At 55.9% G+C, this 14,457-nt stretch carries 14 protein-coding genes; 11 read left to right on the forward strand and 3 right to left on the reverse strand.

Going from position 1 to position 14,457, the window contains the following annotated elements; all coding sequences use genetic code 11:
- Positions 1–71: 71 nt before the first annotated feature.
- A complete protein-coding gene (locus tag B3511_RS08315) occupies positions 72–551 on the forward strand; it encodes a GlcG/HbpS family heme-binding protein (RefSeq protein WP_286781685.1) in 480 nt (159 codons plus the stop codon).
- 31 nt (positions 552–582) lie between these two features.
- Here B3511_RS08315 and B3511_RS08320 read toward each other — a convergent pair whose 3' ends face one another.
- Positions 583–723, reverse strand: coding sequence for a hypothetical protein (locus B3511_RS08320; RefSeq protein ID WP_046885940.1), 141 nt, complete (start codon positions 721–723; stop codon positions 583–585).
- 261 nt (positions 724–984) lie between these two features.
- Between B3511_RS08320 and fhuE the strand changes: the two genes are divergently transcribed.
- Positions 985–3,144 (forward strand): ferric-rhodotorulic acid/ferric-coprogen receptor FhuE, encoded by a 2,160-nt coding sequence (gene fhuE / locus B3511_RS08325; RefSeq protein ID WP_286781688.1) that lies wholly within the window; start codon positions 985–987, stop codon positions 3,142–3,144.
- Positions 3,145–3,288: 144 nt separating this feature from the next.
- A complete protein-coding gene (locus B3511_RS08330; protein WP_040075960.1) occupies positions 3,289–3,924 on the forward strand; it encodes a carbonic anhydrase in 636 nt (211 codons plus the stop codon).
- A 27-nt stretch (positions 3,925–3,951) separates the two neighbouring features.
- On the opposite strand, the gene B3511_RS08335 is transcribed toward B3511_RS08330, so the two are convergent.
- Positions 3,952–4,887, reverse strand: coding sequence for a LysR family transcriptional regulator (locus tag B3511_RS08335; RefSeq protein ID WP_286781691.1), 936 nt, complete (start codon positions 4,885–4,887; stop codon positions 3,952–3,954).
- 99 nt (positions 4,888–4,986) lie between these two features.
- Here B3511_RS08335 and B3511_RS08340 point away from each other — a divergent pair, with 99 nt between their 5' ends.
- The gene (locus B3511_RS08340) at positions 4,987–5,421 is read left to right on the forward strand and encodes a DMT family transporter (protein WP_046885942.1); all 435 of its coding nucleotides are present in this window, start codon (positions 4,987–4,989) and stop codon (positions 5,419–5,421) included.
- 3 nt (positions 5,422–5,424) lie between these two features.
- The gene (locus tag B3511_RS08345) at positions 5,425–5,883 is read left to right on the forward strand and encodes a DMT family transporter (protein ID WP_286781692.1); all 459 of its coding nucleotides are present in this window, start codon (positions 5,425–5,427) and stop codon (positions 5,881–5,883) included.
- Positions 5,884–5,907: 24 nt separating this feature from the next.
- Here B3511_RS08345 and B3511_RS08350 read toward each other — a convergent pair whose 3' ends face one another.
- Positions 5,908–7,506: an FAD-NAD(P)-binding protein gene (locus B3511_RS08350; protein WP_286781693.1), complete on the reverse strand. Its 1,599-nt coding sequence runs from the start codon at positions 7,504–7,506 to the stop codon at positions 5,908–5,910.
- Positions 7,507–7,700: 194 nt separating this feature from the next.
- Here B3511_RS08350 and glgS point away from each other — a divergent pair, with 194 nt between their 5' ends.
- The 6 genes from glgS (at position 7,701) to B3511_RS08380 (ending at position 14,457) form a co-directional block, all read left to right on the forward strand.
- The gene (glgS, locus tag B3511_RS08355) at positions 7,701–7,901 is read left to right on the forward strand and encodes a cell surface composition regulator GlgS (protein ID WP_212477963.1); all 201 of its coding nucleotides are present in this window, start codon (positions 7,701–7,703) and stop codon (positions 7,899–7,901) included.
- A 757-nt stretch (positions 7,902–8,658) separates the two neighbouring features.
- Positions 8,659–9,150 (forward strand): type VI secretion system contractile sheath small subunit, encoded by a 492-nt coding sequence (gene tssB, locus B3511_RS08360; protein WP_286781696.1) that lies wholly within the window; start codon positions 8,659–8,661, stop codon positions 9,148–9,150.
- Between the two features lie 42 nt (positions 9,151–9,192).
- The gene (gene tssC, locus B3511_RS08365) at positions 9,193–10,728 is read left to right on the forward strand and encodes a type VI secretion system contractile sheath large subunit (RefSeq protein ID WP_286781698.1); all 1,536 of its coding nucleotides are present in this window, start codon (positions 9,193–9,195) and stop codon (positions 10,726–10,728) included.
- 13 nt (positions 10,729–10,741) lie between these two features.
- Positions 10,742–12,082: a type VI secretion system baseplate subunit TssK gene (tssK, locus tag B3511_RS08370; RefSeq protein WP_286781700.1), complete on the forward strand. Its 1,341-nt coding sequence runs from the start codon at positions 10,742–10,744 to the stop codon at positions 12,080–12,082.
- On the forward strand, positions 12,079–12,732 hold the full coding sequence (tssL, locus tag B3511_RS08375; protein WP_286781702.1) for a type VI secretion system protein TssL, short form: 654 nt from the start codon (positions 12,079–12,081) through the stop codon (positions 12,730–12,732). Before tssK ends, tssL begins: the two co-directional genes overlap by 4 nt.
- 3 nt (positions 12,733–12,735) lie before the next feature.
- The gene (locus tag B3511_RS08380) at positions 12,736–14,457 is read left to right on the forward strand and encodes an OmpA family protein (RefSeq protein ID WP_286781703.1); all 1,722 of its coding nucleotides are present in this window, start codon (positions 12,736–12,738) and stop codon (positions 14,455–14,457) included.

Below are 14,457 nucleotides of genomic sequence, written 5' to 3' on the forward strand. Positions count from 1 at the left end.
AATCAACCGAATAACTTTTCATCGCGCGCTTTCGTACTCTGTGCCTGTTTCCCCTCACAAGAGAATGAGCGATGAAAAAGAGAATGATGGCAGCGGCCCTGATTGCGGGTCTGGTAAGCGTATCGGCACAGGCGCAGTCTGTCGCGCAGAAAAGCCTCTCATTGACCCAGGCCAATGCCCTGGCGACGGCGGCCATTCAGGCCTGCATGGCCAAAAACTATCAGGTCACGGTGACCGTGGTCGATCGCGCAGGGGTGGTAAAAGCCGTCCAGCGCACGGATAACGCGGGTCCGCATACGGTTAAGGCCAGTGAAATGAAAGCCTGGACTGCCCTGAGCACCAAAAATTCCTCCGGCAAGGTGATGGAGGCGGCGCAAAACAATGCCGGGGCACAAAACATGCGTGATGTTCCTGGCTTCTTGCTGCTCGCGGGTGGGCTACCGGTGAAAGAGGGGGATGAGGTGATTGGTGCCATCGGTATCGGCGGCGCACCGGGGGGCCAACTTGATGAAGCCTGCGCTCAGCAAGCCATTGAAGGCCTCGATAAGTAATAAAAAGCCCCGAGGTATCGGGGCATTTCATTTAGATCTTGCAGGCATCGCCGCAGTCGTTGTCCGCGATAATTTCCTGAGCTTTCTTATCTGCATCTTCCAGACGCTCTGCGTTACGCTCTTCTGCCTCATCCAGCCCGCTAAAGACCAGATTATCGAGATCGATTTCCATACACCACCTGCTTTATCAGTTTGATCATCGGCTCAGTATAGGCAGGTGACAGGCAAACTGCACGTCGCAATCTGTGCGGTTACGCGCCACGTTTCACACATGCACTGCATGGCGAGATTGTTGACGAGCGCTATACATTTGCTGACATATCCCTTACATTGCTCTCCTCATAATAAAACAAATAGTTCTCATTACTATTCGCATTGGCGCTCAGTGGGCATCAGACGCTGGCGTAAAAGACGATAAAGGGCAGGGCACAAGATGACATTTCTACGCAGAAAGCGTGGCAGGAAACTCGCCGCGTCGATCCCACTTAAACCGCTTACCGTTTCTCTGCTGGCGGTGGCAATCCATGCGCTGGTGCAGCCGGCATATGCCGCTGACGAAGCAGACATGGTGGTGTATGGCAGCGGCGAAAGCACGGCTGAGTCACAGCAAGACTATGCGGTAAAAACCACGCGGGCGGGCACGAAAATGGTGCTGGCACCGCGCGACATCCCCCAGGCGGTGAGCGTGGTAACCACCCAGCGGATGGCGGATCAAAACCTCCAGTCGGTGGATGACGTCTTAACCAACGCCACGGGCGTTTCGTCCCAGGCCATCGACAGCGAGCGTAGTTATTACTATTCGCGCGGCTTTGCGATCACGAGCTTCTCTTACGATGACATCCCCACCGCCACGGGCGATGCGTGGAACTACGGCGACGCGGCGGGAGATACCGCCATCTACGATCGCATCGAAGTGGTGCGCGGGGCGACCGGGCTCATGACCGGGGCTGGCGATCCGGGGGCCTCTATTAACATGGTGCGAAAAACAGCTGCCTCGAAAACCCCCGCAGCGAATATTAGCGCCAGCTACGGCAGCTGGAATGCACAGCGCTACGTCGCCGATCTTGCCACACCGCTTAACAGCGACGCCAGCCTGCGCGGGCGAGTGGTGACGGGGTATCAGGATCAAGACAGCTGGCTGGATCGCTACCATAAAAGAAAGAAATTCCTCTACGGCGTGGTGGATGCCGATCTGACCGAACGCACAACGTTGTCGCTGGGCTGGGATTATCAGCAGAATAATACCGCTAATCCAACCTGGGGCGGCCTGCCGAGTCTTTATAGCAATGGCACCAGAACCCATTACAACCACAGTACCAACACGGCGGCCGACTGGACGGGTTATGAGGTTGAATCACGTAAGGTCTTCGCGACCCTCACCCACGCCTGGGATAATGGCTGGACATTCCGCCTTAACGGGACGCACGGAGAGCAGACCTTTAACGATACCTTGCTGTATGTGATGGGCAACCCCGATGTGAACACCGGCGAAGGCACCACCGGCTGGGGCAGTAAAGATCGCGGCGAACGTAAGCTCGACGCCTGGGATGCGTATCTCAGCGGCCCCTTCGAGCTGCTGGGACGCCAGCATCAGCTGATGGCGGGAGCCAACTATAGCCGCCAGCATAATGCGACCGAAAGCCGCGATGGCCCGCTGGACAGCGAGCAGATGGGCATTTTTAGCAATAACTGGGACGGCAGCGTGGCAGAACCGACCTGGGGCGACTGGTATCAGAATGCGGATGATGTTGTCCGGCAGAAATCAGCCTACACCGCAGCACGGTTGTCGATCACCGATCCGCTGTCGCTGATTCTGGGGGCGCGTTACACCCAGTACAACACCAACGGCAGCAGCGGTGAGATGCGGAAATATAACCTCACCCCTTATGGCGGCGTGGTTTATGACATCACCGACAGTCTGTCGGGCTACGCCAGCTATACCTCAATCTTCTCACCGCAGACAAAACGCGACCCCCGCGGCGCATGGCTCTCGCCGGTGACCGGCAAAAACTACGAAACTGGTTTGAAAGCCGACTGGGCGGATGGCCGCCTGACGACCAATCTGGCCATTTTCCGCATTGAGCAGGAGCATGCCGCCGAGGCGATCAGCGGCCAGTTTGTTAACGGCTCCAGCGAGCAGGCCTATCAGGAGACGGAAGGCGCGGTGAGCAAAGGGGCTGAGCTGGAAGTTAACGGTGCCGTCACCGATAATCTGCAGCTCACCTTCAGTGCGACGCGTTACGTGGCGCGGGATAAGCGCGGCCGGTTTAACAGCTATGCGCCGCAAACGCAGCTCAAGCTCTTTACCCGTTACCAGCTTCCGATGCTGCCGGAATTGACAGTCGGCGGCGGCGTGAACTGGCAAAACCGGGTCTACAAAGACGTGACCGGGCCTGATGGCGAGACGCAGCGCCTCCATCAGGGCAGCTATCCGCTGGTGGATCTGTTTGCTCGCTACCAGCTGACCCGACAGCTAGCGGTGCAGGCGAACGTCAGCAACCTGTTTGATCGTGAATACTATTCATACCTGGATGACTCCGCCGTCTATGGCGATCCCCGTCACTTCTCGGTGAGCCTCAATTACCAGTTCTGATTTTCCTTCCCCGGCCTGGCCGGGGATTTTCTTGCAAAACGTGTCATCTCGCTTAATTCCCCTTCCGGTTTTACCTGCCGGTGGTACACTTTAAAACTGTGATCTTTGTCATGCAGTCATTAAAACCGAAAAAGAGACAGTGCTATGCAACATATCATTGAGGGTTTCCTCAACTTTCAGAAAGAAATTTTCCCACAACGTAAAGAACTGTTCCGCAGCCTGGCTTCCAGCCAGAACCCCAAAGCGCTTTTTATCTCCTGCTCCGACAGCCGCCTGGTACCGGAACTGGTCACCCAGCAGGAACCGGGACAGCTCTTTGTGATTCGTAACGCGGGCAACATCGTTCCGTCATTCGGCCCAGAGCCGGGCGGCGTGTCTGCAACCATCGAATATGCGGTGGTTGCGTTGGGCGTGACCGATATCGTGATTTGCGGCCACTCCAACTGTGGCGCGATGAAAGCCATCGCCGCGAACCAGGATCTGGAGCCGATGCCGGCTGTCGCCCACTGGTTACGTTACTCAGACGCGGCGAAAGCGGTAGTGGATAAGAAAAGCTGGGAAAACGAGACAGATAAAGTGAACGCGATGGTGCAGGAAAACGTCATTGCGCAGCTTAATAACATTAAAACCCATCCGTCTGTCGCGGTCGGTCTGCGTAACAACGCGCTGCGCCTGCATGGCTGGGTCTACGATATTGAAAGCGGCGTGATTCATGCGCTGGATAAAAACAGCAAATCATTCGTTTCGCTTTCGGATAATCCGGACGTTTACTGCGAATAATCTAAACGCGGCTCAGGCCGCGTTTTTTTATCCCCTCTGCCAGTAGAGTGGCGAGCCAAACGCCTCCAGATAGTAATCAATGACCGCCCTGACATTCAGAGAAGGATGACGCGCATCGGGATAAAGTGCCGAAATCAGTTGCGGCTCGGTATTGATGGTCGCCTCAAATTCGGGCAGTAGCGCAACAAGTTCCCCGCTTTGCAGCTTATCGCCAATCAGCCAGTCCGGAAACAGCACCAACCCCATACCCCCCAGCGCGGCGATGAGCAAAGCCTCCGCATTGTTAGATGTCATCAAGGGCGACACCGGGTAGTGCGTCCAGTCAGCGCCCATCGCGCGGAAAAACCAGCGGTTAGGACCCGAAGAACCCCGGTATACCAGACAACGGTGAGATGAAAGGTCGTCAGGGCTCGCAGGCGTGCCAGAGTGGCGCAGATAGCCAGGGGCGGCGGCCAGATGATACACCTGGCGTCCGAAGGTACGGGCGTGAAACGACGAGTTGGTCAGCGCGCCGATGCGAAAGATCACATCAGCAGCGTCTTTATGCGGATCGATATAGTCGTCGGTCAGAATGAGCTCGATATCCAGTCCCGGATAGCGCTCGCTCAGGCCCGGCAGGGTAGGGGCAACGTGCCGCTGGCCGAAAAACACCGGAGCGTTAATACGCACCAGACCGGTGGGCTGCTGGGTTCTGGCGGCTAGCTCCCGACGCGCCTCGTCGAGGCTACGAGTCATCTCTCGGGCATAGCGGATAAACAGATGACCATTTTCGGTGGGGATGATTGAGCGCGTGTTGCGATAAAAGAGCTGCTGACCGAGCGCATCTTCGAGCTGATGGATCACCCGCGACACCTGTGAAGCCGAGATCCCCTGTTGGCGTGCCACCACGGAAAAATTATGCGTTTCATAGACTTCTATAAAAATAAGTAAGGTACGCAGGGTGATACTACCCGAATCGGTCATTGATGCAGATCCTGCAAAGGTGTTTATCCGATTGTAGCATTTTTCTCATGAATACAAACGCGTACCCTTCCGGACCTGAACAACAAAAGAGTCACTACTATGCAATTTTTATTGATCGGGTTAGTCATTGCCGGAGGGATGGGACTGTCCGTAGAGGCCGGTCTGCTGGGGCCGCTGGGACAAGAGGTGGGCGATTTATGGGCAACGTTGAGCATATTTGGCGTAGGCGCGGCGTTAACGTTTTTGCTGATGCTCTTTTTTAGTCCACGTAATGCGCCTTCGTATTTTTCGCAACCCGGTTGGCAGCTGCTGGGCGGCATTCTTGGGCCGGTTTACGTCATTATCCTGACGGTTACCACCCCAATGATCGGCATTGCGTTAACGATGATAGGTATTCTGGCCGGGCAGGTGTTCAAAAGCCTGGTGATAGATCATTACGGCCTGTTTGGTACGCCGCACCGTAAAATTGACCGTAAACGGCTTCTTGCGCTGGTGTTTATTATTGCCGCGCTCATTTTCGTCGCGCAGGGGTAGGATATGACGATATTAATGATTATGCTCGCCGTGATTGGCGGGGCGATGTTGAGTATTCAGGCTGCGATTAACGGGCAGCTTGGCAGTAAAGTGGGGGTCTTCAAGAGCGCGTTTCTGACCTTTTCTGTGGGCGCGTTGGTGACGTCGCTGCTCATCCTCTTCTTTGAACCCGCTCATCCGGTCACGCTGCTGGATGTTCCGAAATGGCAACTGGTCGGCGCCCTGTTTGGCGTCCCTTACATCATTATTATGGTGATAGCGGTGCAACGCATCGGCACCGCCGTAGCCACGGTGGCGGTCATTTTTGGGCAACTGGCCATGAGCCTGCTTATCGACAATTTTGGCTGGCTGGGCAATGCGGCTATCCCTTTTTCCTTCAACCGCTTTGGCGCCGTGATCTGCCTGGGCATTGCCCTGTGCTTTATCTACGCCAGCAGCGTTGCTGAAAAACGTCGCTCATAGCGCCCCCGTTGTGTCACGCCGACGCTAGGCTAAGCGTCGGCGTATCCGTTGCGACGGAGAGAGAATGGCCCTCGCCATGGCGGCACCAATGTCAGCACTTTCGGTCAGACCCTGCACAAAGGGTCGGTCCTGCATCAGCCATGGCAGGGCACCAAAGGCGATGCGGCCCCGTGCTTCGACGGGATCGTGCAGAGTGTAATTCTCGGTCACGTCCGGAATGTCGTCCCCGACGGCCTGAACCTGTTCGCGCAGGCGTGGGAATGGCAGATCTTTGGTTTTTAGTGCCCGCTGACCGCGTGCGTCAATATAGACATCAAATTCATAGCGCCGCTCGTCAGTGGTAATGATGGTTCGGTCTTCCTGAATATCCAGACGATAGTCGGTGCCCAGCGCGATAATGTTGATGATCCCGGCCTCACGCAGTGCAAGCAGGCGGCGAATCGACTGCGAGGGGATTGCCGCATAGTTGTCGATAAAGACCCGGGCCAGGCCGGATTTAAACCTTTTTCTGTCGTCATCGTTCAGGTGAGGCACGATCTCCTGAACCGGCTCATGCATACGCAAAATAGCGTATCGCCAGGGGACGGTATGCTTGTTACGTTTGTTCTCCTCGACTTCACGCAGATTCTCTTCGGCCCATTTAAAAGGGTCATGCTCACGACGTTCAGCGAACCAGGCTTTTGAGAAGCTATCTGCATCATGGGTCGCCAGCGCGATATGGTCACTCCAGGCCGGATCGGCAAGGCTAATCTCCTTTACCATCAGGGCAAAGACGCGGTCAAGTAACCCCTCCGGGCCCTGTTCGATTTCAGCCTTTAGCGCGGCGTCTGTGACCACCTCAAGGGGCTCGTAGGGCAGCGGACAGTAAAAGTCCGCTTCGGGAAACACTCCGGTGCGCGACATTAACGCTACCTTCAACCCTTCACGGCCATCATCGAGCTCAAAGCGGCATGGCTGTGAATCAGATTCGATAAACGTCCCGTGCTGGATAACCACCGCCATGGCCGCATCGAGACCACTCAATGAGGTGCCCATAATGCCCACCCGACAGGCCGGAACCGTTGCTTCCATCAGGCCGGACCAGGGGCTTGGGAAATACGTGCGGCTAGACTCCTCTTCATCCGGCCAGACATGCCCGGTAGCAATCGCAACAAAATCATAACTACGCGGCTCGGGTGCCGAATCTTCCCACAGCATGACCCCGTCTTGTGTTGCTTGCAGATCAGTAACCTGACAAGACTCTTTTATCTCAACGTCGAAGCCTTGTTTTTTCGCCTGCTCCACGCAGGCGAGAAAGCGATCGCGCAGGTATTCGCCCAGAAGCAAGCGGGGCAGAAACTGTCGATCGTGCAGGGAGTCTCGTGCAACATCATAACGGGCCAAATGCTCAACAGGTTGCAGACGTAGCCAGTCGAGGTAAGTCATAAAGAGAGGAGGGATTTCGATACTGGCGATGTTGGCCAGCATCATCCTGGAGTTATCGTCATGGCTGTACGGCATGCCGATACCGGCTTTATCACCCTGTTCATAAACCGTAATCGATAACGCTTCTTTCGCCTCAAGCAACGAAAAGAACGTGTAAATCCCTGTGGGACCCGAGCCGACAATCGCTATTTTTTTCATTTTTTTATGCATCCTTATCTCAACGCCATGCCGAAAAAAGTCCTGTAGATCAAGTGTGGACGAAAAATGTGAAACCCGGCAGGTCTGGCGGGTAAACGAGGCACGAAGTGCGTAAAAAATGTTCTGCCACAGGCGAATACTGACTTCAGAAAGCATATGACCTTGCGATAAACAACAATCAGGAGGGAGATGCTATGAACGAACACAATCCGTATTCCGTCACCAATTTTGACTTTCTGGCGCGCAGTTTTGCCCGGATGCAGGCGATGGGACGACCCGTTGATATTGGTGCTGTCACTGGCAATATGAATGACGAACAAAAGGTCTGGTTTCGGGAAAGATACCAACGTTACCTGGAGCAGGCGACAAGGGCAAAGGAAAAAGCACTGAGCTAATCATCACGACCAACGGGCTTTCGGGCCCGTTTTCTTTTCGTCGAAAGGGGGGATTAAAAAGAGAGGCACTGAGATTCAGCAGAATGGTGCGTCCGGGTAAATCCGTCCACCGCCCCCCATTCTGTCAATCGGTTAGGGCTACCAACATATTCTGTTCAGATAATAGCGACCTGCCTGGACATTTACCTGACGAGATACTTTGTAGGTGGTGTCAACGCTATCTCTTATTTCTGCTGTTGGTTTTGCCTTGAGTATCGAATGAAAAGAATAGTCTGCGGTTCGTCTCCGGCGCTGCATAATCAGAATGAAGAAGCCCGCAATTCTCTCTTAAATTCTTAAACAAAAAATGCTGGAGATATTTTTTGTCTGACAATGGTGTCAATCTCAGCGCAGGCCTGCAAGAACAGGCCGAAGAATATTCCTAATGAAATAATCTCCATAAAAGTCGTAATAAAGATACGTTGTTGAATGGAGTGATCTAAATCAATAAATAATGATAATTTCGATATAAAAGTAATGATTTTTATATTACTAGCCTATTTGTCTAGCCTTCTCAAACAAAGCAGCTGATTTCTCTTATCTGTCAGGCATGCGTAATGTTAATCATATTCTCAATGAAGAAGAAAATTCTTAAGTAATTTCTTATGGTGGCTCAAAGATCTAAAATCTTGATCTTTATTAGTGGTTTACACTATTATCGCTTTTGCAATAAAGTGCCCATCCACTCAATAAACATTTTGCAAGGAAAGGGAATGCTATGGCTGACACGTTCCAGAATGAAGTGCCAAAAGCACGAATAAATTTAAAATTGAGCCTGCATACAGGGGGCGCGCAGAAGAATGTCGAACTGCCGCTTAAACTCCTCACCATGGGTGATTTCAGTAATGGCAAAGAATCCCGGCCATTGTCTGAACGAGAGAAAATCAACGTCAATAAAAACAACTTCAACAGCGTACTTTCAGAATTTAATCCAGAGGTGAACCTGAGCGTTAAGAATACGCTGTCAAACAGTGACTCCGCAGAAAATGTAAAGCTGAGTTTTTCCGATATCAAAGATTTCGAGCCAGAACAGGTTGCTCGTCAAATACTTCAACTCCGCGCCATGCTGGCAATGCGTAATTTATTACGCGACCTTAAATCCAATCTCCTTGATAACGCCACTTTCAGAAAAGAGCTCGAGAAAATTCTCAAAGATCCAGCTCTGTCTCAGGAATTACGCGAAGAAATGAGTGCGCTGGCCCCGAAATAATCGTTGGGCCTCTCTTTTAATGGATTAATCGGGAACATGCTGATGACTGTCAATACTGAAACTGCTGCGGCGCCGGGTCATACTACGGTGCTGGAAAAAGAGAGCGTTTACGCCTCCCTGTTCGAAAAAATTAATCTGACGCCGGCTTCTCATCTGGGCGATATCAACGCCTTTATGGATGATGCTGCCCTTGCCGATGCGCCTGTGGGCGAGCGTTTGACGGCGGCGATGCAGGTCTTTATGGACTGTATCCGTAAATCCGGGCAGCAGGTGGAAAAGCTCGACAAGACCTTGATCGATCACCATATCGCCGAACTGGATTACCAGATTAGCCGCCAGCTTGATGCGGTAATGCACCATCCTGAATTCCAGAAAGTCGAATCCCTGTGGCGTGGCCTGAAACAACTGGTCGACAATACTGACTATCGTCAGAACGTAAAAACCGAAATTCTGGATGTGTCCAAAGACGATCTGCGTCAGGACTTCGAGGACGCGCCGGAACTGATCCAGAGCGGCCTCTACTGGCACACCTACACCGCCGAATACGATACCCCGGGCGGTGAGCCGATCGGTTCGGTGATCTCCTCTTACGAGTTTGACGCCAGCCCGCAGGACATCGCGCTGCTGCGCAACATCTCCAACGTCTCCGCCGCGGCACATATGCCGTTTATCGGCTCCGTTGGCCCGACATTCTTCCTGAAAGACTCCATGGAAGAGGTGGCCGCGATTAAGGATATCGCCAACTACTTCGACCGCGCCGAATACATCAAGTGGAAATCCTTCCGTGACACCGACGACTCCCGCTACATCGGGCTGGTAATGCCGCGCGTGCTGGGCCGCCTGCCGTACGGTCCGGACACCGTGCCGGTGCGTAGCTTCAACTACGTTGAGCAGGTGAAAGGCCCGGATCACGAGAAATACCTCTGGACCAGCGCGGCGTTCTCATTCGCCTCCAATATGGTGAAGAGCTTCATCAACAACGGCTGGTGCGTGCAGATCCGTGGCCCGCAGGCGGGCGGCGCGGTGAAAGATCTGCCTATCCACCTGTATGATCTCGGCACCGGTAACCAGGTGAAAATCCCGTCAGAGGTGATGATCCCGGAAACCCGCGAGTTCGAGTTCGCCAACCTCGGCTTTATCCCGCTGTCGTACTACAAGAACCGCGATTACGCCTGCTTCTTCTCGGCGAATTCTGCCCAGAAACCGGTGCTGTACGATACCGCCGATGCGACCGCCAACAGCCGCATCAACGCGCGTCTGCCGTACATCTTCCTGCTGTCGCGCATTGCCCACTACCTGAAGCTGATCCAGCGTGAAAACATCGGCACCACCAAGGATCGCCGCCTGCTGGAGCTGGAGCTGAACACCTGGGTGCGGGGTCTGGTGACCGAAATGACCGATCCGGGCGACGCGCTGCAGGCATCCCATCCGCTGCGCGATGCGAAGGTGGTAGTGGAAGACATCGAGGACAACCCGGGCTTCTTCCGCGTGCGTCTGTATGCGGTGCCGCACTTCCAGGTGGAAGGGATGGACGTGAACCTGTCTCTGGTCAGCCAGATGCCGAAAGCGAAAGCGTAAGGCGGTAGCAGGGATGAAAATTTATCGTCCGTTATGGAGTGACGGGGCGTTTCTGGCCCCGCAACAGTTCCAGCAGCAGGCCCGCTGGGATGCGCACGTTGCTGATAACGTCGCGCGAATGGCGCTGGCGCATCCCTGGGGTGTGCTGTGCGCTGAGTTTGACGACAGCGCACTGTCGCTCTCCCGCCTCAATGCCACGCGTCTGGCGGTACGTTTTGCCGACGGAACGCTGGTGGACACGGATCTGGCGGATAACCTGCCGCCAGTATGTGATGTGTCCGCAGTGGGGCAGGAGAGTGTAGAGCTGCTGCTGTGCCTGCCCCTGCTCAGCGCGAACGGCGGTAATCTGGATGACGGGCGCGACAGCGCCCGTCCTCGTCGCTGGATGTCTGAGCGGGTGACGGTTCAGGAGCTTGCCGGTCATGAACGTAGCGATCTGGCGGTACTGCGTCATGCGCTGACGCTGCGGCTATCCACTCAGGAAAACAGCGCGTATCTGACCTGCCCGGTGGCGAGGCTTACCCGCAATACGCAGGGACAGTGGGTCCGGGATGCCGAATTTATCCCACCGCTGCTGTCGCTGGAGGCCAGTCCCGTACTGACGGATGAACTCAGGGATCTCCTGCACCGCCTGTCAGCACGGCGTAAGCGTCTGATGTCGATGCGACGTGAAAGCAATGAGCGGATGGCGGATTTCGCCGTGGCGGACGTTTCCCTGTTCTGGCTGCTTAATGCCCTGAACAGCGCCGAGCCCGTGCTGACAGAGCTGCACCAGACGCCGACACGCCACCCTGAACTGCTGTATCGGGAGCTGGCACGGCTTGCCGGCAGCCTGTTGACGTTTTCTCTCGAGCACAACGCCGACGATATTCCTCCTTACCGGCACGACACGCCGGAGCGAGTGTTTCCCCCGCTGTTTACCCTTCTGGATCATCTTCTGGAGGCCAGCCTGCCGTCGCGGGTTATCGCCATTGCGCTGGAACAGGGTGAGGACCAGGAAATCTGGCGCGGAAAACTGCACGATGCGCGGCTGCGCGAAGGCGCAGATTTCTATCTCTCCGTGCGTTCTTCCATGCCAAACCACGAACTGCAGACCCGCTTCCCGCAGCTGTGTAAAGCAGGTAGCCATGACGATGTGTCTGAGGTGGTCAATATCGCCCTGAGCGGCATGGTCATTAAACCGCTGAGCCATGTCCCTGCGGCTATCCCGCTGCGTCTGGAGAACCAGTACTTTGCGCTTGACCTGTCCACCGATGCGGCCCGCGCCATGCTGGAAGCAGGAAACTGCACCTTCTACACGCCGCAATCGCTGGGTGACGTGAAACTTGAACTCTTTGCGGTGCTGCGCTCATGAATACCCCGGATATAGACCTGATTAACCAAACGTTTTATCCAGGCTGGCTGATGGTCAGCCAGTTGCGAAGTGGCCACGAGATCCAGGACGGCGAGGCGCTTTACCGCCACGCCTGCCGGTGGGTGAAGGACGCCCGCGAATCTCTGACTCAGGCTGGCTTCAGCGAGCTGAGCTGTGACCGGATGTTATATGCCTACTGCGCCCTGCTGGATGAGAGCGTGCTCAACCGTGACAGGCAGGATGATGGCTACCGCAGGTGGCGTAAAGATCCGTTGCAGGCCCGGTTTTTTAGCACCCTGAACGCGGGTGAAGAGCTGTGGGAGCGCATCCGCCTCATCCTGCGGGAACCCGCGCCGGATGTTGCGGTACTGACCTGCCTGTACCGGACGTTACAGCTCGGTTTTGTCGGCGAATACCGTGCGCAAAATGACGAGCGGCGCGAGGACGTGATCCGTGCGCTCAGCAAGCATGTCCCGCCCTTTACCCTGACGCAGGATTCGCCTGTGGTGGTCAAGGCACCAGGGCTGCGCAGTGGACGCAGGCTCTACTGGCTGGGCTGGGCGGCAGGTTTTGTGGTGCTGGTGGCGCTGTGGTTCACCTTTTCCTCAGTACTGGCGCAGATGGTGTCACAAATTGCAGGGCAGGGATAAGGGATGCGTGAATTATCCCGGGTAGTACTGACGATGCTCACTACTGTACTGGCGCTGTGGCTGGTCCTGGGTTTCTGGCCGCTTTCCGGCGGGAGCAGGTTTGCCCTCTGCCTGTGTATTTTACTGACGGGCGGCGCGGTGCTGTGGCGGCAGTGGCGACGGTTTCGGCGTCTATCTGCGGCCCGTGAGCAGCGCGAAGAGAACAATCTGCCGCCCGAGGAATTTCAGGGGGCAGTGGTATTCGTCTGTGGCGATACCGCATCGCTGTTTTCGCAGGGCCTGGCGCATAGGGAAACGCGCCAGGGCTGGTATCTGCGGGTAGAGAATGCTGAGCAACTGCCTTTGCTGGCCCGGCATCTGGCGAACGTCCGTCCTGACCTGATACCCCAGGTTTCGGTGCTGCTGGCGGTTGTGCCGGAGCAGCATCATTCAGAAGAGGGGCTGGCGCAGTCCCTGCGCGGATGGCGGCGAAGTATTGCGCAGTGCCGCGCGTGGCTGAATGGCCTGCCGCCAGTCTGGAACACAGTCTGGGTAACACCGCCGGACGGCGAATGCCCGCAACAGGAGCGCTGGTTTACCGTGACGCCGGACCTGCCGGGTGTGCGGGTGCGTCAGAGCAGCCATGTTCCACTTCCGGTTGAGGACTGGCAGCGTGAGGCCGCCGGTCACGCTTTCCGGCTCTACCACACGCTCTGGCTGAACAGCGTACTGGCGCTGACAGATCGTCATATTACCCCGCCGCTGAGTACCCGACAGGCCGAACTTCCGGCCCTGACACTCTGCGCCTGCGGTATCAGTCTGACGCCGGTCTCTGCCGTTGCGGATAATCTCTGGCAGCAGCAAATAGGGGAGATCACCACGCTCGCCCCGGACAGTGCGCCCGTGTCGGAAATGCTCTCTCTCCCGGATGTCCTTCTTCCGTATCTGCCGCGCCGCCAGGGTGTCAGTCGCCGGATGCAGGATATACGTCTGGCTGGGGGTGTCTGTTTTCTTTTCCTCGCGCTGGCGATGCTGGCTTCCTTTATTAACAACCAGCGGCTGGTCCGCAGCGTTGGCGATCACCTTGCCGTCTATTACCGCCTCAGCGGTACGCCCCCTGAGCCAAAACTGCAGGCTCAGCAGCGTCTTCGCGCCGATAGCCGCCTGCTTGATGACTGGCTGCGTCGCGGCGAGCCGCTGCGCTACGGTCTGGGGCTGTATCAGGGGATGCGTCTGATCCCGTCTGTGGAGGCAGCCATAAACGACTGGACGCCGCCACCTCCGCCTCGCCCGATCATCAAGCAGATCGTGAAGGGACCGCAGACGATCCGCCTCGACAGCATGTCGCTGTTCGACACCGGCAGGTGGGCGCTGAAGCCGGGTTCCACGAAGCTGCTGGTTAATTCGCTGGTGGGCATTAAGGCGAAGCCCGGCTGGCTGATTGTGGTGGCGGGCCATACCGACAGCACCGGTGATGACAAGTCCAACCAGCTGCTTTCCCTTAAGCGTGCGGAATCGGTGCGCGACTGGATGCGCGACACCGGCGACGTGCCGGAGAGCTGTTTTGCCGTGCAGGGCTATGGCGAAAGACGGCCTGTCGCAACCAATGACACGCCGGAAGGCCGGACGCTGAACCGCCGTGTCGAAATCAGTCTGGTGCCGCAGGCGAACGCCTGCCAGATGCCGGGCAACACCCGTGCGTCATCGCAGGATGATGGCGCATTAAAAAATGAAATGGAGAAATAA

Origin of the sequence: Leclercia sp. UBA1284, from assembly GCF_002308415.1 — a bacterium.
GTDB classification, from domain to species: Bacteria; Pseudomonadota; Gammaproteobacteria; order Enterobacterales; family Enterobacteriaceae; genus Enterobacter; species Enterobacter pneumoniae.